This window comes from Actinophytocola sp. (assembly GCF_009379765.1).
In the GTDB taxonomy this organism is placed as follows: domain Bacteria; phylum Actinomycetota; class Actinomycetes; order Mycobacteriales; family Pseudonocardiaceae; genus Actinophytocola.
In genome coordinates this window covers 22,176-39,845 of sequence record NZ_WHTD01000011.1, presented here as the reverse complement: position 1 = coordinate 39,845, position 17,670 = coordinate 22,176, and the positions used below count along the sequence as shown (strand labels likewise).

The window sequence follows — 17,670 nt, the reverse complement described above, 5'->3', positions numbered from 1 at the left end:
GGTTGAACCGGCCCCGGTGTTGCGCCGACGTCCTAGCCCTCGGGATGGCTAGGGTAGGTGGTCGCGACCCGGCAGGCGATGCCGTGACAGCTCGTCGACCAGGTGTTTGGGAGGTTGCAGTCGGTGTCCGGGGACTCGTTCGTCACCTGCATGTTCACACCGAGTACTCGATGCTGGACGGTGCGGCCAAGGTTGCTCCGCTGTTCGCCGAGGCGCAACGCTTGGGTATGCCGGCCGTCGCGATGACCGACCACGGCAACATGTACGGGTCCGCCGAGTTCTACCGACAGTCGCGCAACAGCGGCGTCAAGCCGATCATCGGTATCGAGGCGTACATCGCCCCAGCCAGCCGGTATCACAAGAAGCCGATCTTCTGGGGGCAGGCCAACCAGCGCGGCACTGACGAGTTCGGCGAGGGCGGCGATGTCTCCGGCAGCGGCGCCTACACCCACATGACGATGTTGGCGGCCGACGCCACGGGCCTGCGCAACCTGTTCAGGCTGTCCAGCCTGGCTTCGTTCGAGGGCTACTACCGCAAGCCTCGGATGGACCGAGACCTGATCAGTGCGCACGCGACGGGGATCATCGCCACCACCGGATGTCCCTCTGGCGAGGTGCAGACGCGCCTTCGGCTGGGCCAGTCCGCCGAGGCCCTGCAAGCGGCTGCCGACTACCGCGACATGTTCGGCCACGAGAACTTCTTCCTCGAGCTGATGGATCACGGGCTGCGGATCGAACAGTCCGTCCGGGACGGCCTGCTGGAGATCGGGCGCAAGCTCGACCTGCGGCCGCTGGCCACCAACGACAGCCACTACGTCACGCAGGACCAGGCCGAAGCGCACGCCGCACTGCTGTGTGTCCAGTCCGGCAAGACGCTGGACGACCCCAACCGGTTCAAGTTCGACGGCGACGGGTACTACCTCAAGTCGGCCGCGGACATGCGCGCGTACTGGGATCAGCAGGTGCCCGGCGCGGCGGACAGCACGCTGCTCATCGCCGAACGCGTCCAGTCCTACGGTGAGGTGTTCGCCGAGGTAGACCGGATGCCGCGGTTTCCGCTGGCCGAGGGCGAGACCGAGGATCTGCTGCTTCGCCGCGAGGTGGAGCAGTACACGCCGGACCGGTTCAAGGACGGGTTGCCCCCGGGCTACCAGGAGCGCATCGACTTCGAGCTCGGCGTGATCTCACAGATGGGCTTTCCCGGCTACTTCCTGGTGGTCGGCGACCTGGTGCGGTGGGCCAAGTCGAGAAAGATCGCGGTCGGGCCCGGCCGAGGTTCGGCTACCGGGTCGTTGGTGGCCTACATCCTGCAGATCACCGACCTCGACCCGATCGAACACAGCCTGATCTTCGAGCGGTTCCTGAACCCGGAACGGGTCAGCCCGCCAGACATCGACCTCGACTTCGACTTCGACGAGCGTCGGCGCGGCGAGGTCATGGAGTACACGGTCGACAAGTGGGGCGCGGAGAACGTCGCCCAGGTCATCACCTTCGGCACCATCAAGACCAAGGCGGCCTTGAAGGACGCCGCTCGGGTGTTGCACGGCCAGCCGGGGTTCTCCATCGCTGACCGGATCTCCAAGGCCTTGCCACCGCCGGTGGCGGCCAAGGACATCCCGCTGTCGGGCATCTTCGACCCGCAGCACGAGCGCTATGTCGAAGCCACCGAGGTTCGCAACCTGGTCGAGTCCGACACGCAGGTGGCGAAGATCATGGACACCGCGCGCGGCCTGGAAGGTCTGACGCGAAACGCCGGTGTGCATGCCTGCGCGGTCATTCTCTCCGCGCAGCCGCTCCTCGACGTCATCCCGCTGTGGAAGCGCGACGACGGATCGATCATCACTGGCTGGGACTTCCCGTCCTGCGAGGACATCGGTCTGCTGAAGATGGACTTCCTCGGTTTGCGCACGTTGACGGTGGTCGACGACACGATCAAGGAAGTCAAGGCCAACCACGACATCGACATCGATCTCGCCACGCTCACGCTGGACGACCCGAAAACCTATGAGCTGCTGGGCAAGGGCGACACCCTCGGCGTGTTCCAGCTCGACGGCGGCGCCATGCGCGACCTGCTGCGCAGGATGCAGCCGAAGAAGTTCGGCGACATCGCCGCCGTTCTCGCCCTGTACCGGCCAGGTCCGATGGCCGCCAACGCACACATCGACTACGCCGAGCGCTCGAACGGGCGGCAGAAGATCAAGCCCATCCATCCCGAGCTGAACGACGCGCTGGATCCGATCCTCGGGGAGACCTACCACCTGCTCGTGTACCAGGAGCAGGTCATGGCGATCGCCCAGCAGCTTGCCGGGTACAGCCTCGGTGGCGCGGACCTCCTTCGCCGCGCGATGGGCAAGAAGAAGAAGGAGATCATCGAGAAGGAGTTCGAGGGCTTCCGCGCCGGGATGACGGGCAACGGCTTCTCCGCGGCGGCGACCCAAACCCTGTGGGACGTGATGCTTCCGTTCGCCGGGTACGCGTTCAACAAGTCGCACACCGCCGGCTACGGCCTGGTGTCCTATTGGACGGCCTACCTCAAGGCCAACTTCCCGGCCGAGTTCATGGCCGCGCAGCTCACCTCGATCGGTGACAACAAAGACAAATCCGCGATCTACCTCGCCGAATGCCGCCGCATGGGCATCAAGGTGCTGCCGCCGGACATCAACCAGTCCGGCCTGTACTTCGCCGCCGCGGGGGGTGACATCAGGTTCGGCCTCGGCGCCGTCCGCAACGTCGGCGCGAACGTGGTGCACTCGGTCATCCGCACGCGGGAGGAGAAGAGCAGTTTCACCTCGTTCACCGACTTCCTGGAGAAGGCCGAGCTGGTGTGCTGCAACAAGCGCACCATCGAGTCCTTGATCAAGGCCGGGGCGTTCGACTCGTTCGGGCACACTCGGTTGTCGCTGGTTCAGGTGCACGAGGAGGCTGTGGAAGCGGTCACCGGCTTGAAGCGCCAGGAGGCGATGGGGCAGTTCGACCTCTTCGGCGCCGGTGACGAGGCCCCATCGTCCGACGCGTCGCCGCTCGCGCACCTCAAGCTCGGCGTCGAGGAGTGGGCCCGAAAGCAACTGCTGGCCAACGAGCGAGAGATGCTCGGCCTCTACGTGTCCGCGCATCCGCTGGACGGCGCGCAGCGCATACTTCGTAAGCACGCCCCCAAGCCGATCGCGGCGGTCCTCGACGAGGCGCCGAAGGAGGGTGAGATCGTCGTGTCGGGGATGATCGCGTCCGTCGACCGGCGGGTCAACAAGCAAGGTGAGCCTTGGGCGATCGTCACCCTCGAAGACCTCGACGCATCGATCGAGGTGCTCTTCTTCGCGAAGTCCTACTCGGTGCTCCACACCGACCTCGTACCGGACAGCGCGGTAGCCGTTCAGGGCCGGGTGAACTGGCGCGAGGACCGCATGTCGGTATTCGGGTCCGGGGTGATCCCGCTCGACATCAGCGAGGCGGAGAGCAATCCGGTCGATGATCTGGCGTTCATCATGCATGTCCAGGCGGACAAGCTCAATGACGATGTTGCCACGGAGCTGAGGGGAACGCTTACTGCCCACAAGGGCCGGACACCGGTCCGCCTGGTCCTGTGCACGCCTGGCAAAGAGACGACGCTCGCGCTCGACGAGTACCCGGTCGCGGTGACCTCGGCGCTCGTGGGTGAGCTGAAGGGCATCAGCGGTGTCTCGGTCGTCCGGCAGGACCAGTGAGCGGCCAGGACATCGTGGCCCTCCAGCCAGGTACGGATCAGCCTTCGGTTGAGATATGGCATGCGGCTAGATCACCTCGTCGAACGGCACGATCTCGCAGTCGAGCAGCTCGCGTAGCAGGCGTCCGGCGCGCGTCCATCGGATTGCCGGGTCCTCGTACGCGACCGTTCGAACGTCGCGGGAAACCAGCGAGTTCGGGCCGCGGGAGTACACCGCGCCGTACACGCCGCACAGCGGGTAGCCGCGCGCCCGAATGGCCACCGCACCACGGCGCAGCGCCGGGCAAACCCGAACCGACAGCCGCAGACACGGACGGCACACCGGCGGCTCGTCGAGCCCCATCCTCGTCGGCCAGCCCGGCCAGTCGTCGCGGAAGTCCGGGAGTAGCCACAGCACACCTTCGTCGCTCTGGTCGGCTGGGCCTGCGCACACCTGACACAGGAGCTTGCGCATGACGCGCCGCTGCCGCTGCGGGTGCATCTCACCGAACTTCGGCCGACCGCGGCCTGGGAAGGATGCGTGGGTGTGCCAGAGCACGCCTCTGCTGTCCCGGTCACCCAACACCTCGTCCGAGTATCCGATGCCGAGCCGGTGTTCCACCACCGTTCGCGAGGGTTCCTCCTCGCCGGTCCACGGCGTGATGTAAGGCGCGACGATCCTGCGGCCGGCCGCGGTGATTTCCTGAATTCTGTCGGTCATTCGGTAGATCGCAATCTCTCTGGTGGGTCGCAGTTCTGGACGGCAGGCCGGGCACCATGGCAGGGCCGCAGAGCTAGTGGTTGCCACCGGAAGTTCGTCGGGGGTATCGGCGGATCCAGGTTTCCGCTGGCAAGGCGGAGGAAGGTCCTCATACCGGGTTGTATTTGGGCCTTCCGACAACGCGGCCAGCGGGAAGCTGGGCCGTCGAGACCCTCGGCGTACTTCCGGTGGTGACCACTAGGAGTGGGTGGCGCACATGCAGCGACCCGGCAGCGACCAGACCGCTGGAGCCTGGACCGGCGCGGGTGCATACGGGAGTGCTCATGCGGACCTCCTGGCAGTCGTCGGGCTTATTGGTGCCCTAGGGAACATAGTGGTGATCAGTAACATGTTCCGCAATAGCTGATAACACCATCTCTGGAATGTTCACTCGGAACGGGTAACGATGGCCTGCTGTGCCTGGGGTATTCCCGTTACGGCTACGGTGTGTGTGCTACGAGGAGGATTGCGACGTGCAGGTGACCTTCGGCCCCAAGGTGGCCCGGCGAGTGCTTCGCTACGAGTTGGACCGGCTGTGCGAACAAGCCGGCAAGACACACGCTCAGGCCGGTGAGCGGCTCGGGATGTCCCGGGTCGGGTTCACCCACCTCGTGAGCGGGAAGAACCTCCCGTCGCGGCCGGCGTTGGAGGTCTTGTTGGACTTCTTCGGGCGAAGAGACCGGGTGCCGGTGATGCTCGACCTGCTCGCTGTCGCGAAGCTCAAGCCGAACCAGCAGGGCACCGTCCAGCAGGAGGTCGAGGCCACCTCTTCGATGAACGATTTCGAGTTGTTCCTCGGCCTGGAGGCGGTCGCGACAAGCATCGAAGTCTTCGAGCCCATGTTGGTCACCGGCCTGTTGCAGACCGAGGCATACGCCCGCGAGCTCATCGCCTACCACGCCTCCATCACGCCGGGCGTGAACATCGTGGAGAGCCTGGCGTTGCGTCTGCGACGGCAGTCCGTGATTACCCGCGACGCCAACCCGGCGGAGCTGTGGTGTGTCATCGAGGAGCAGGCGCTGCGCCGGCCGGTTGGGGGCCCGGAGGTGATGGCCGGCCAGCTCGACCACCTGCTAGCGATGACCGAACGCCCGAACATCAACTTCCAGGTCATCCCGCGCGAGGTGGGCGTGCATCCGGCGCTCAAGGGTGCGTTCTTCCTGCTCCGTTTCGACGATGATTGGCGGGTCGCGTACGAGGAGACGCGACGAGCCGCCTACTACTACGACAATCCCGAGGCCGTGGAGGACTATGGGATGGTGGTGAACCATCTCCGCCACCTGACGCTCAACCCGAAGCGGTCGCGGGCGTTCATCGCCAGGGTGAGAAAGGACCTCCAGTGATCAACAACTGGCGCAAGTCCACGCGCAGTGCCGACAACTCCGCGTGTGTCGAGACCGGGTGGAGCGACAGCGCGGTCGGCTACCGCGACACCAAGCAGGATGCGCTGCCCCGCGCCGAGCGGCCGACGCTGGTTTTCGGCACGGACGCGGCAGCGTTATTCCTGGACATGATCAAGTCGACGACCGACTGACGCACGGCGACGAGTCGGGAGCGGGCCCTACTCCGCGCGGGCCCGCTCTCGCCAGGCGCGGGCCTTCTCCCGGTTGCCGCACACGCGCATCGAGCACCAGGTCCGCGAGTGGTTGCGGGACCGGTCGTAGAACGCCCACCGGCAGTCGGCGGCCGGGCAGATCTTGATCCGGTCCCACTCACCGCGGACGACGAGCCGGGTCGCCGCGGCCAGCACCGCGCCGACGACGTCGCCGGCGACCAGGTGCGGCCCGTCCGCCGACAGGGACACCGTGACCTGCGTCGACAGGTCCGAGGGCGCGGGTGGGGAGTCGCCGACCGCCGACCGCAGGGCCACGCGGGCGGCCAGGACGCCGGTCGCGGCGGTCAGGTCGTGCGCGGCCAGCCACGCGGGCCACGCGACCTCGTCGGCCAGCACGTCGGTGCCCTTCCCGACGTCGACCGTGTTGAGGAAGTCGAGCACCAGGTCCACGTCCGTGGTGGTCACGACACCACTGTAAAGCGCTAGGCAAAACCGCAGTTCAACATGCTAAACACGGGGTGTATAGGTCGCAGCTATACACCCTGTGTACTGTGGCCGGCATGTCAATCGGGCACACGTTGCTGGGCCTTCTGGAACACGGGCCACGGTACGGCTACGACCTCAAGCGCGCCTACGACGAGCACTTCGGCCACGACCGGCCGCTGCACTACGGCCAGGTCTACGCCACCCTGTCCCGGCTGCTGAAGCACGGCCTCATCGAGGAGTCGGGCGTCGAGCAGGGCGGCGGCCCGGACCGCAAGCGCTACGCGGTCACCGCCGAGGGCGTCACCGACGTCGAGCACTGGCTCGCCACGCCCGAGAAGCCCGAGCTCTACATGCAGAGCACGCTCTACACCAAGGTCGTCATCGCGCTCCTGTCCGCGCGGAGCGCCGAGGACGTGCTCGACACGCAGCGCGCCGCCCACCTGCGCGCCATGCGCGAGCTCACCAACCGCAAGCGCGGCGGCGACCTCGCAGACCAGCTCATCTGCGACCACGCCCTGTTCCACCTCGAGGCCGACCTGCGCTGGCTGGAGCTCACCGCGGCGCGCCTCGCCGACCTCGGAAGGCAGGTGCGGCATGACTGAGCCGCTGCTCAAGGCCGACGCGATCGTCAAGTCGTTCGGGCCGACCAAGGCCCTCGACGGCGCCTCGATATCCGTGCGGGCCGGTGAGGTCGTCGCGGTCATGGGGCCGTCCGGCTCCGGCAAGTCGACGATGCTGCACTGCTTGGCCGGCATCATCCAGCCCGACGGCGGCACGGTCAGCTACGCCGGCAAGGACCTGGGCGCCATGCCGGACGTGCCGCGCTCGGCCCTTCGCCGCACGGAGTTCGGCTTCGTCTTCCAGTTCGGCCAGCTCGTGCCCGAGCTCACCTGCATCGAGAACGTCGCGCTGCCGCTTCGCCTCGGCGGCCGCAAGCGCAAGGACGCCGAGCGCCAGGCCCGCGAGTGGCTCGCCCGCCTCGAGGTCGACGACGTCGCGGCCAAGCGGCCCGGCGAGGTCTCCGGCGGCCAGGGCCAACGGGTCGCGGTGGCCCGCGCGCTCGTCACCGGCCCGCGGGTGATCTTCGCCGACGAGCCGACCGGCGCGCTGGACTCCCTCAACGGCGAGCACGTCATGCGGCTGCTCACCGACACGTCCCGGGAGACGGGCGCCGCGATCATCCTGGTCACCCACGAGGCGCGGGTGGCCGCCTACGCCGACCGCGAGGTCATCGTCCGCGACGGCCACACCCGGCAGGTGGAGTTCGCGTGAGCGGAGCTTGCGGAGCGAACCATCAGCACTCATGCGGCGTGAGCGGAGCGTGCGGAGCTTGCGGAGCGTTCCGGCGTCACGGAGCGGAGGAGGGGGCAGCATGAGGGGGTGGGTGAGCGACCTCGCCCTGGGGGTCCGGCTGGCTGTCGGGGGTGGCCGGACCTCCTTGGCGAGGTTCGTGCTCAGCGCGATCGGCATCGCGATCGCGGTGACCGTGCTGCTGGTCGGCGCGTCGGTGGGGAACATGGTCGCCCAGCACCAGCAGCGGAGCTCGGCGGACGCGGTCACCACGGACGCGAAGATCCCCGGCGTGGACCCGGTGTACTACAAGCAGAACCCCACCGAGTTCCGTGGCGAGTCGATCGACGTGGCCTACGTCTACGCCGACGGCGACAACCCGCCGGTGCCGGCCGGGATGACGGCGCTGCCCGGGCCGGGCGAGGTCGTGGTCTCGCCGGAGCTGGCCGAACTGCTGCGCTCGCCGGACGGCGAGCTGCTGCGGCCCCGGTTCCCGGCCGACATCGTCGGCGTCATGGGCCAGGAGATGGTCGCCGAGCCCGGTGACCTGTCCGTGTTCGTCGGGATGGACGCGAGCTTCGCCGACGTGCAGGACGCGTTCCCGGTGTACCGGTTCGGCGGCTCGGGCGAGGACCGCTCGCTCCCCGCCGACGTGCTGCTGGTGGTGCTGATCGGGGCGGTCGTGCTGCTGCTGCCGGTGTTCATCTTCGTCAGCTCGGCCAGCCGGATCGCCGGCGCCGAACGCGACCGGCGGCTGTCGGCCCTGCGCCTCGTCGGTTCCGGCTCCCGGCAGGTGCGCCGGATCGCCGCGGCCGAGTCGCTCGTCAGCGCGGTCGCGGGGCTCGTGCTCGGCGCCGCGGTGTTCCTGCTGCTCCGGCAGTACGCGGAGCACGTGGAGCTGTTCGGCCTGCGCGTGTACCGCAGCGACGTCGTGCCGGACCCGGTGCAGGTCGTGCTGATCGTGCTCGCCATCCCGGCGCTTGCCGTGCTCACCGCGCTGTTCGCGTTGCGCCGCACGATCATCGAGCCACTCGGCGTGGTCCGGCAGGTCAAGCCGGTGCGCCGCCGGGTGTGGTGGCGGCTGCTGCTGATCGTGGCCGGGGTGGCGCTGCTGTTCACCGGCGGCGGCGCGAGCGAGGCCTCGGACACCTGGGCGGTCGCGGTGTCCGCCGGTGCGGCGCTGTTGCTGATCGGGGTGCCGGTGCTCCTGCCGTGGCTGGTCGAGCGGGTGGCCGGCCGGATCGAGGGCGGGCCGTCGTCCTGGCAGCTCGCGATCCGCCGGCTGCAGCTGGACAGCGGCACGTCGGCGCGGGTCGTCGGCGGCGTCGCGGTCGTGCTGGCCGGGGCGATCGCGCTGCAGACGGTGCTGATGACCGTCGAGGCCGAGGTCGGCCTGCCGGGGACCGCGTTGGGTGAGCGGCCGACGGTCGAGGCGTCCACCGACTCGTCGATCGTGGACGAGGTCGCCGCGGACCTGGGCACCGTGGCGGCGGTACGCGACACGCACGTCGTGCGGTTCGCCACCGGCTACGTGCCGGGCGCGGCGCCCGACAGCGGCAACAACCAGTACCTGAGCATCATGGACTGCCCGGCGCTCCGCGACCTCGCCGGCGTCAGCGACTGCGCCGACGGGCAGGCCTTCACCGTGTCCGACAGGGGTCCCGTGGTCAAGCCGGGTGACAAGCTCGAGTTCCGCCAGTTCAAGACGGCCGACCCCGACATGAGCGACTACGACGTCGTCGCCACCTGGACCGCGCCGACCCGGCTGCGCTCGTTCGACCTGGCGGAGCACTCGCGGATCTACTCGACGCTCGTCCTCACCCCCGCCGCGCTCGGTGACCTGACGCTGCCCGGCGACTACGCGTCGGTCCTGGCCTCCGTGGACGACGACATCAGCGCCGACGACATGGAACGGGTCCGCAACGCGGTGGCCGCGTTCGGCCCGAGCGTCTACGTCTACTCCTACAGCACGAACGAGGACCTGACCGCCAGCCAGCGGACGTTCGTCTCCGTCCGCAACGGGCTCTACGTCGGCTCGATCTTCACCCTCATGCTGGCCGGAGTGAGCCTGCTGGTCCTCGCGTTGGAGCACATCCGGGAGCGGCGCCGGCCGCTGGCCGTGCTCGCCGCGAGCGGGGTGCAGCGCGGGGTGCTGGCCCGGTCGCTGCTGTGGCAGGTGGCGCTGCCGATCGCGCTGGGCGTGGCCGTCGCGGTGCTCACCGGGGTGGGCCTCGCGTCGCTGATCGTGCGGTTGGCCGAGCAGACGCTGGCCATCGACTGGGTCGGGGTCGGGCTGCTTGCCGCCGGCGCCGCGTTGCTGTCGGTGCTGGTGACCGCGATGACGCTGCCGTTCCTGCGCAGCGCCACCCGGCTCACGTCGTTGCGCACCGAGTGACGCGAACGGCGCCGTCGCGGGGGGTGCGACGGCGCCGTTTCGGTGCGCTCAGCCGGCCAGGTGCCAGCTGCCGGACAGGTGCCATGCGGCGCAGATGTTGACGTCCAGCAGGTAGGCGCCGGCCTGGCCGCACTGGCCGTCGGCGGTGCCCGGGTCGAGCGGCTGGCCGTGCCCCATGCCGGTGATCGTGTACGTCTCCACCAGGGTGCGGCCGCCGCTCGCGTAGACCGCGTGCGGGTAGCCGGCCACGGTGTCCGTGCTCGTCGGCGTCGCCGGGATGCCGTGCACGTTCGTCCACTGCTCCATCAGCTCGGTGGCGTTCATCGGCGCCACCGTGTAGTCGGCGCTGCCCTGCCAGATGCTCACCGTCGGCCTCGGGCCGGGGTGCTGGCTCGCGCCGCGGACGGCGTCGCCGAGCTGGGCCGGGGTGCGGTTCTTGCCGGGGTACATGCAGGAGAACGCGTCGATCATGCTCGCCGCGCACCGGTAGGCCAGGCCCGCGACCACCCCGCCGCCGGCGAACATGTCCGGGTAGGTCGCGAGCATCACCGCGGTCATCGCACCGCCCGCGGACAGGCCGGTCACGTGCACCCTGGCGGGGTCCGCGCCGTTGTCGGTGATCGTGCGGCGCACCATCTGCGCGATCGACTCGGCCTCGCCCTGGCCGCGGGTGGTGTCGGCGGGCTGGAACCAGTTGAAGCACCGGCTGAAGTTGTTGCCCGGCTGCTGCTCGGGCAGGACGACGGAGAAGCCCCACCGGTCGGCGAGCTGGACCCAGCCGGCGCCGGTGCCGTAGCCGGCCGCGTTCTGCGTGCAGCCGTGCAGTGCGACGACGACCGGCCGGCCCGCGGGCAGGCCGTCCGGGGTGTAGCGGAACATCTTGAGGTTGCCAGGGTTGGCGCCGAACCCGGTCACCTCGACGATGCTCGCCGCCGTGGCGGGGGTGGCGCCGGTCAGCAGACCGGCGATGAGGGTTGCCGCGACCGTTGCCGCGGTGAGCAGGGATTTCATGCCGCACCTCGCTGTGATCGGCATCACTTTCCGCTTCGACGTTAGGTGCTCGGGGGCCCGCCGAGCAGGGGGCCGGCCACCACATTCGGCGACCGGATTGTGGTGGTGGCAGGTATATGTCCCGGCTCGGGTGGCTCCTAGCGTTGCGCTCGCAGCGTCGCGCAGGGAGGTTCGCCATGATCGCCCGGGTTGCCGTACTGGCCGCCGCCGTTCTCGCCATGTCCGGCACGGTCGCCACCGCCGACACCATCCATAGTGGACACGGTGGTACCGGCGGCCATTGCGGCCGGATCGACCGGTTGCACGTCCCGATGGCCCAGCGCCAGCAGGCGGCGTGCCTCGACGAGCTGACCACCGCCGGCACCGTCGCGTCAGGACACACCGTGGAGGCCGACTGGGCCGGGCTCACCCAGGTCGGGCTGTCCCGGCCCAGCGGGGTGCCGGGCATCCAGCTCGACGGCTACTTCCCGGACACCTCGACCACGAACGCGAACAACGGCTGGAACCACGACGCCCAGTTCGTGCTGCGGCTGCCCGACCGGTGGAACGGCGGGCTGGTGGTCACCGGCTCCCCGGGCAACCGGCGCCAGTACGCCAACGACCGCGCGATCGCGGACTCGGTGCTGGCCAAGGGATACGCGTTCGCCTCGACCGACAAGGGCAACACCGGGCTCGCCTTCTACCACGACGGCCGCCGCCCCGGCGACGCCGTCGCCGAGTGGAACACCCGGGTCACCCAGCTCACCGTCGCGGCGAAAGCCGTTGTCGCGCAACGGTACGGCCGCTTCCCAGCGCGGACCATCGCGGCCGGCATCTCCAACGGCGGCTACCTCGTGCGCTGGCAGCTGGAGAACAACCCGGGGCTGTTCGACGGCGGTGTGGACTGGGAGGGCACGCTCTGGCGCACGTCCGGGCCGAACCTGTTCGACTTCCTCCCGGCCGCCATGCGTGCCTACCCGGCCTACGCCGCCGGGGACCCCACGGCGCACCAGGCGATGCTCGACGCCGGCTTCGCGCCCGGCTCGGAGTTCCTGTGGGCGTACCACAACCAGGTCTACTGGGACTTCACCCAGCGCACCTACCGCGAGGAGTTCGACCCGGCCTTCGACGGTGACCTCGACGCCGGGATCCCGTACTGCGCAAGCGGAACGCCCACCTGCGACGCCGACTACGACTACGCCTCCCGGCCACGCGCGGCGCACCGGGCGGTCGACCGGATCGGGCTCACCGGGCGCATCGGCAAGCCGCTGATCACCCTGCACGGCACGCTGGACACGCTGCTGCCGATCAGCCAGGACTCCGACGTCTACGCCAAGATGATCAAGGGCGAGGGTCGTGCCGGGCTGCACCGCTACCACCGCATCGAGAACGGCAACCACGTCGACGGGCTCGTCGACGTCTACCCGGACCGGCTGGAGCCGATCGCCCCGCACTTCCGTTCCGCGTTCGACGAGCTGGAGTCGTGGCTGCGGCGGTGATATGACTCGGTTGTGATAGCACGATTGTGGCGGGGCTGGGCGCCGCTCGACCGAGCGGACGAGTACCAGCGGCACTACGAGGACGAGGTGTCCGTGCACCTCACGGGCGTGCACGGGTTCCGAGGGGCCCGGCTGCTGCGCCGGGTCGAGGGCGACGAGGTCGCCTTCACGTCGATCACGTTCTTCACGAGCATGCAGGCGGTGCGGGGCTTCGCGGGGGACCATCCGAACCGCGCGGTGGTCGAGGACGCGGCCAGGGAGGCCTTGTCGCACTGGGACGACGAGGTCACCCACCACGACGTGGCGGTCGACCTCTAGGAATCGTCGCGGTTGGCGGCGATCTCGGCGTCGAGGCCCACCGCCCCGAAGTGCTCGCGCAGCAGCTCGGCCCTGTCGAGCTGCTCGCGGTAGGGAAGCGAGGCCAGCGGCGTCAGGATGACGTTCCACGGGAGATGGAAGTCCACGGCTCCCGGTTGATCTCGGGGCTGCGCCACACCTCGTAGCGGATGCCCCCGAAGTCGCACGCGTGGTCGGCGGAGCGCTCCGCTCCGGGTGCGTGGTCGAGCAGCTCGGCGTAGAGCTGGGCCATCAGCCGGTCGTGGAAGCGGGTGAACCCGGCGAGCCGAGTGGTCAGGTCGGCGAGCTCGAGCCGCGCACCGGCCAGCTCCTCGGTGACGGCCGCGAGCTCGGCCCGCAGCGGATCGCGCTCCGGGTCGTCCCACACCTCGAGCTGCCCCGGCGAGGCCACGGCCGTCCCCCTACTCGTGGAGTTGGTGCAGGCGCAAGGCGATCTGGATCTCCAGGGCCCGGTCCGGACTCTGCCAGTCGTCGCCCAGGAGGGAGGAGACTCGTTCCAGCCGTTGGACGACCGTGTTCACGTGGACGTGCAGCTGTTCCTTCGCGCGGGTGAGGTTGGTCCCGCAGTCGAAGTACGCGCGCATCGTCGCCACCAGGCCGGTGCCGCGGCGGGCGTCGTAGTCCAGGACCGGGCCCAGCGTCGAGCGGACGTAGCCGTCGAGGTCGGTGCGGTCGCCGATCAGCTGGCCCACGAAACCCAGGTCCGCCAGGGCGGCGCCCTCCCCGGCCCGGCCCAGTGCCAGCAGCGCCCGCACGCACCGGGCCGCCTCCGCCGCCGCCGCGGCCAGCAGCACCGGGCCGCGGGCCGGGCCGGACGCGCCGACCGTCACCAGAACGTCCACTGTGGACCCGAGTTCGACGGCGAGCTTGGCGGCCAGCCGTGGTGAGGCGTCCGACACCAGCAGCACGACCTGCTCCGCGTGCAGGCCGACCAGCGTCGCGTACCGGCCGCACGCCATCGCCAGCCTGCGGCGGGTCACCCCGTCGCAGTGGGCGATCAGCACGGTGTGCGGGGCGGCCAGGTCGATGCCCAGCCGCCGGCCGCGCGCGAGCAGCGCCGCCTGGTTGCGGGACGGCGCGGTCAGCAGGTCGGTGAGCAGCTCGCCGCGCACCTCGTCCTCCGCCGCGGCCACCGACCGGCGCAGCAGCAACAGCAGCGCTGCCACCACGCTGGCCCGCTCGAACAGCCGCCGGTCCGCCTCGCCCAGCGACGCGTGGCCGGTCAGCACGAGGCTGCCCAGCAGCTCCGGCCCGGCGACCACCGAGCACACCCACTCGTCCCCGGACCGCACGGCCCGGCCGGACGACCTGGACGCCGCGATGGCCGTGGCGGGCGTGGTGAGCGGCTCGGTGTCGACCCGGGCCAGCTCCGCACCGGAGTCGTCGAACAGCACGAGCCCGCCGCCGAGCACCGACGCGACCTCGGTGGCCACCCCTACGAGGTCCTCACCGCGCAGCACCAGCTCCATCAGCCGGTCGTGCGCGTCCTCGCCGCGGCGCATCTCCAGGTTGTGCCCGCTGATCGTCTCGTTCGCGCGCCGGGTCTCGGCGAGCAGCTGCGCGTTGTCGATCGCGATCGCCGCGTGGTCGGCCAGCGACGACAGCAGCGCGACCTCCTCGGCGGTGAACTCGCGCCGGGCCCGGTCGGCCGCGAACAGCACCCCGATCACCTTGCTGCCCAAGGACAACGGCACCCCGAGGATGCCGACCATGCGCTCCGCGCTGACCGCGTCGTCGATCGAGGTCGTGTGGCTGAACCGCGGGTCGTGCAGGTAGTCCGCACTCGCGTACGGGTGCGCGGTCTGCGCGACCAGCCCGCCGAGGCCCTCGCCGTGCCCGATCCGCAGCTTCGGCAGGAGCGAGGACACCGAGCCGTCGGTCACCCGCATGTAGGTCGTCCCCGCGGCCTCGTCGTTCAGGCTCAGGTACGACAGGTCGACCCCCAGCAGCATCCGGGCCCGCCGCACGATCGAGTGCAGGACCTCGTCGAGGTCGCGCAGCTTCGACAGGTCACGCGCGGTGTCGAACAGCGCGGTCAGCTCCGCCTCGCGGCGGCGGTGCTCGGTGAGCGTGTGCCGGATCCGCAGCGCGAGCTCGGTGGCCTGCTCCAACCGGGCCATGCCGGCCGGGTCGAGCTGGGCGCGGGTCTCGACGGCGACGTGCGCCAGCTGCTCGCCGCTCGCGTCGTCGGCGAGCAGGCCGAGCAGCAGGCGCACCGCGTCCGAGCCGGCGTCCACCTCGCTGTCAACCTCGCTGTCCACGCCGGTCATGGTGTCACTCGGGCCTCCTCGGCGACCACCGTGTGGCCGTACGCGGCGGGATCTGGGTAATGTTGCATGTGTGATTTGCCCGAAGTGTCAGAACACGATGCGTACCGTGGACCGCCAAGGCATCCACATCGACCAGTGCGACGGTTGTCGCGGGATCTTCCTGGATCGTGGTGAGCTCGAGTCGATTCTCAACGCCGAGCAGCAGTACGCGGCCGCCGCCGCGCCGCCGCCTTACCAGGGGGACACCCGACGCGCGCCGCCGCCGGCGGGGGGCGGGTACTACCCCGACTCGCCGCGTGGCTACGGCCGCGGGAGCTACCCGGACTCGCCGAAGGGCTACGGCCACGGCGGGTACCCGGACTCCCCGCGTGGCTACGGCCATGGGGGCCACGGCGGGCACGGGGGGCATCGCCGCCGCAAGAGCTTCCTGGAGCAGCTGTTCGACTGACCCGGCACCCCTGGTCGCGCGCATGAACCCGATGATCTGCGCGAGCTGCGGGGGGTGGACCGACGAACCACACGTACTGACCGGCGGCGCCGGTGCGGTCCTCGTCTGTGTCTCATGTGGACACCGCGAGCCGTACCGGCGCCTCCCGCTGTTCGCCCTCACCGGCCCGTCCGGCACCGGCAAGACCACCGTCGGCCGGCTGCTCACCGGTCTCCTGGGCGATGTCGCCGTCGTGCTGGAGCAGGACCTGCTGTGGGTGGGCGCGTTGCGCGATCCCACCGGCGACTCGGCCGCGTTCCGCCGGATGTGGCTGCGGCTCGCGGCGAGCGTGCAGCAGAGCGGCCGGCCCGTCGTGCTGTGCGGCACCGTCGCGCCACCCCAGTTCGCGCCGTGGCCCGAGCGCGCCCTGTTCGCCGGCATCCACTACCTGGCGTTGACCTGCGCTCCCGACGTGCTGGCGGAACGGCTGCGGTCCCGCCCGGCGTGGCGCTCGTGGGACGAGGAGCGGATCGCGGAGATGCTCGGGTTCAACGACTGGGTGCGGGCCGAGGCCGCGCACACGAAACCCCCGATGACCCTCCTCGACACGACCGGCGCCACCCCCGCCGACACCGCCGCCCGGGTGGCCATCTGGGTCCGCGGACTGCTCGATCGGGTGTGACGGGACCCATCCTCACCTGCGCAAGCAGGGTGCTTGCAACTGCTAGCACTCGCGCGTACCGTCGGTGGTGTCGCGAGGAGGTGACCAGGATGGGTGAGCCGGAGCAGCCAGGCCAGGACGGGCACGGTCGCGCCATCAACCAGGTCGCCGATCAGGTTGCCGACAAGGTAGCCGACCTCGGGCGGGACATCGGCGAGTACATCAAGCAGCAGCGCAACACCGCCAAGATCTCGTTGCGCCAGCTCTCGAAGCTCGCCGGGGTGTCCAACCCCTACCTCAGCCAGATCGAGCGGGGCCTGCGGAAGCCGAGTGCGGAGATCCTCCAGCAGATCGCCAAGGGTCTGCGGATCTCGGCCGAGGCGCTGTACGTGCAGGCCGGCATCCTCGATGTCGCGCACGGCGGCCCGGTGGTCGACGCGGTGCGTGCCGACGACACGCTCACCGAACGTCAGAAGCAGATCCTGCTCGACGTGTACGAGTCGTTCCGCCGCGAGAACTCAGCAACACGGTCCACAGTGGAGGGGTCCGATGTGGACGGTAAGGGAGTCGCAACCCGGACCCCACCGGAGGAGTGAGTGAGTTGGCTACGAAGCCGAAGACCGACAACATGCGCAAGGCCGGCGAGCACGCCGTCGAGGTGCTCCGCACGCCGCTGCTGGCCGCGCTCGGCGCGGGCGACCTGGCCACCCAGGCCGTGCGCGACGCCGTCAACAAGACCCGTACCCGGGTCAACGAGGGCGCCGACGCCGCCAAGGGCGCGGTGGACGAGCTGCCGGCCGACCTGGCCGGCCTGCGCGAGAAGCTCGACCCGGCGGAGCTGCGCAAGCTCGTCGACGAGTACACCGACGCCGCGCAGAAGCTCTACCAGAAGCTGGCCGACCAGGGCGAGGAGGCGCTGACCAAGCTGCGCACCCAGCCCCAGGTCCGCAAGGCCCTCGACCAGGTCGAGGAGGCCATCGCCACCCTGCAGGAGCGGGTCGGCGACGTCGCGGGTGACGCTCGCGAGCTGGCCGACGAGGTGCTGACCAAGGTCACCCGCCGGACCCGCTCGGTCGGCGAGAAGACCGCGCGTACCGCGGAGAAGCTGGGTACCGAGGCCGCGGCGACCGCCGAGGAGCTCGGCGAGGACGTCGCGCACGAGGTGCGCAGCACCTCCCGCAAGGTCGCCAACCGGACCGCGCCGCGCAAGGCAGCGACCCCGCGGACCAGCACGACCACGCGCAAGACCAACGGCGCCACCAAGAAGTAGGGCACCGTCGACAAAGGCCCCGGCACCCAGC

The 17,670-nt window shown here is 70.0% G+C and carries 17 protein-coding genes and 2 pseudogenes; 13 read left to right on the top strand and 6 right to left on the bottom strand.

Annotated features, from left to right (window positions below):
- Nucleotides 1–123 precede the first annotated feature (123 nt).
- Nucleotides 124–3,701: pseudogene (dnaE, locus tag GEV28_RS05200) on the top strand (DNA polymerase III subunit alpha).
- A gap of 66 nt (nt 3,702–3,767) precedes the next feature.
- On the opposite strand, the gene GEV28_RS05195 reads toward dnaE, so the two are convergent.
- The gene (locus tag GEV28_RS05195; protein WP_291409115.1) at nt 3,768–4,400 is read right to left on the bottom strand and encodes a hypothetical protein; all 633 of its coding nucleotides are present in this window, start codon (nt 4,398–4,400) and stop codon (nt 3,768–3,770) included.
- A gap of 455 nt (nt 4,401–4,855) precedes the next feature.
- Between GEV28_RS05195 and GEV28_RS42150 the strand changes: the two are divergent.
- The 3 genes and pseudogenes from GEV28_RS42150 to GEV28_RS05185 form a co-directional block, all read left to right on the top strand.
- Nucleotides 4,856–5,101: pseudogene (locus GEV28_RS42150) on the top strand (helix-turn-helix domain-containing protein); the annotation flags it as partial.
- Nucleotides 5,102–5,131: 30 nt separating this feature from the next.
- Nucleotides 5,132–5,782: a DUF5753 domain-containing protein gene (locus tag GEV28_RS05190; RefSeq protein WP_291409113.1), complete on the top strand. Its 651-nt coding sequence runs from the start codon at nt 5,132–5,134 to the stop codon at nt 5,780–5,782.
- Nucleotides 5,779–5,973, top strand: a complete 195-nt coding sequence (locus GEV28_RS05185; RefSeq protein WP_291409111.1) for a DUF397 domain-containing protein — start codon at nt 5,779–5,781, stop codon at nt 5,971–5,973. The genes GEV28_RS05190 and GEV28_RS05185 overlap by 4 nt, the downstream gene beginning before the upstream one ends.
- 27 nt (nt 5,974–6,000) lie before the next feature.
- Here GEV28_RS05185 and GEV28_RS05180 read toward each other — a convergent pair whose 3' ends face one another.
- Nucleotides 6,001–6,459, bottom strand: a complete 459-nt coding sequence (locus tag GEV28_RS05180) for a CGNR zinc finger domain-containing protein (RefSeq protein ID WP_291409110.1) — start codon at nt 6,457–6,459, stop codon at nt 6,001–6,003.
- A 95-nt stretch (nt 6,460–6,554) separates the two neighbouring features.
- Here GEV28_RS05180 and GEV28_RS05175 point away from each other — a divergent pair, with 95 nt between their 5' ends.
- The 3 genes from GEV28_RS05175 to GEV28_RS05165 all read left to right on the top strand — a co-directional run bounded on the left by GEV28_RS05175 (nt 6,555) and on the right by GEV28_RS05165 (nt 10,165).
- Nucleotides 6,555–7,082, top strand: a complete 528-nt coding sequence (locus GEV28_RS05175; RefSeq protein ID WP_291409108.1) for a PadR family transcriptional regulator — start codon at nt 6,555–6,557, stop codon at nt 7,080–7,082.
- Nucleotides 7,075–7,752: an ABC transporter ATP-binding protein gene (locus GEV28_RS05170; RefSeq protein ID WP_291409105.1), complete on the top strand. Its 678-nt coding sequence runs from the start codon at nt 7,075–7,077 to the stop codon at nt 7,750–7,752. Before GEV28_RS05175 ends, GEV28_RS05170 begins: the two co-directional genes overlap by 8 nt.
- A gap of 100 nt (nt 7,753–7,852) precedes the next feature.
- Complete coding sequence (locus tag GEV28_RS05165) at nt 7,853–10,165, top strand: FtsX-like permease family protein (protein WP_291409103.1); 2,313 nt, start codon at nt 7,853–7,855, stop codon at nt 10,163–10,165.
- A 48-nt stretch (nt 10,166–10,213) separates the two neighbouring features.
- Here GEV28_RS05165 and GEV28_RS05160 read toward each other — a convergent pair whose 3' ends face one another.
- Nucleotides 10,214–11,176 carry a PHB depolymerase family esterase gene (locus GEV28_RS05160; protein ID WP_291409101.1) on the bottom strand — a complete coding sequence of 321 codons (963 nt, stop codon included), beginning with the start codon at nt 11,174–11,176 and terminating at the stop codon, nt 10,214–10,216.
- Nucleotides 11,177–11,487: 311 nt separating this feature from the next.
- Between GEV28_RS05160 and GEV28_RS05155 the strand changes: the two genes are divergently transcribed.
- On the top strand, nt 11,488–12,654 hold the full coding sequence (locus GEV28_RS05155; protein ID WP_291409189.1) for a tannase/feruloyl esterase family alpha/beta hydrolase: 1,167 nt from the start codon (nt 11,488–11,490) through the stop codon (nt 12,652–12,654).
- Nucleotides 12,655–12,666: 12 nt separating this feature from the next.
- Nucleotides 12,667–12,972, top strand: a complete 306-nt coding sequence (locus tag GEV28_RS05150) for an antibiotic biosynthesis monooxygenase (protein ID WP_291409099.1) — start codon at nt 12,667–12,669, stop codon at nt 12,970–12,972.
- Here the strand turns inward: GEV28_RS05150 and GEV28_RS05145 are convergent.
- From GEV28_RS05145 to GEV28_RS05135, 3 genes are read right to left on the bottom strand one after another with little or no spacing between them, the layout of a single operon-like run.
- Nucleotides 12,969–13,118 carry a hypothetical protein gene (locus GEV28_RS05145; RefSeq protein ID WP_291409097.1) on the bottom strand — a complete coding sequence of 50 codons (150 nt, stop codon included), beginning with the start codon at nt 13,116–13,118 and terminating at the stop codon, nt 12,969–12,971. The genes GEV28_RS05150 and GEV28_RS05145 overlap by 4 nt on opposite strands.
- Nucleotides 13,085–13,402: a hypothetical protein gene (locus GEV28_RS05140; protein ID WP_291409095.1), complete on the bottom strand. Its 318-nt coding sequence runs from the start codon at nt 13,400–13,402 to the stop codon at nt 13,085–13,087. Before GEV28_RS05140 ends, GEV28_RS05145 begins: the two co-directional genes overlap by 34 nt.
- 10 nt (nt 13,403–13,412) lie before the next feature.
- On the bottom strand, nt 13,413–15,272 hold the full coding sequence (locus GEV28_RS05135; protein ID WP_291409093.1) for a helix-turn-helix domain-containing protein: 1,860 nt from the start codon (nt 15,270–15,272) through the stop codon (nt 13,413–13,415).
- Between the two features lie 79 nt (nt 15,273–15,351).
- On the opposite strand from GEV28_RS05135, the gene GEV28_RS05130 reads away from it, so the two are divergent.
- The 4 genes from GEV28_RS05130 to GEV28_RS05115 all read left to right on the top strand — a co-directional run bounded on the left by GEV28_RS05130 (nt 15,352) and on the right by GEV28_RS05115 (nt 17,639).
- Nucleotides 15,352–15,729: a zf-TFIIB domain-containing protein gene (locus tag GEV28_RS05130; RefSeq protein ID WP_291409091.1), complete on the top strand. Its 378-nt coding sequence runs from the start codon at nt 15,352–15,354 to the stop codon at nt 15,727–15,729.
- Nucleotides 15,730–15,760: 31 nt separating this feature from the next.
- Nucleotides 15,761–16,390, top strand: coding sequence for an AAA family ATPase (locus GEV28_RS05125; protein ID WP_291409187.1), 630 nt, complete (start codon nt 15,761–15,763; stop codon nt 16,388–16,390).
- Nucleotides 16,391–16,479: 89 nt separating this feature from the next.
- A complete protein-coding gene (locus tag GEV28_RS05120; protein WP_291409089.1) occupies nt 16,480–16,965 on the top strand; it encodes a helix-turn-helix transcriptional regulator in 486 nt (161 codons plus the stop codon).
- 32 nt (nt 16,966–16,997) lie between these two features.
- A complete protein-coding gene (locus GEV28_RS05115; protein WP_291409185.1) occupies nt 16,998–17,639 on the top strand; it encodes a hypothetical protein in 642 nt (213 codons plus the stop codon).
- The last annotated feature ends 31 nt before the right edge of the window (nt 17,640–17,670 follow it).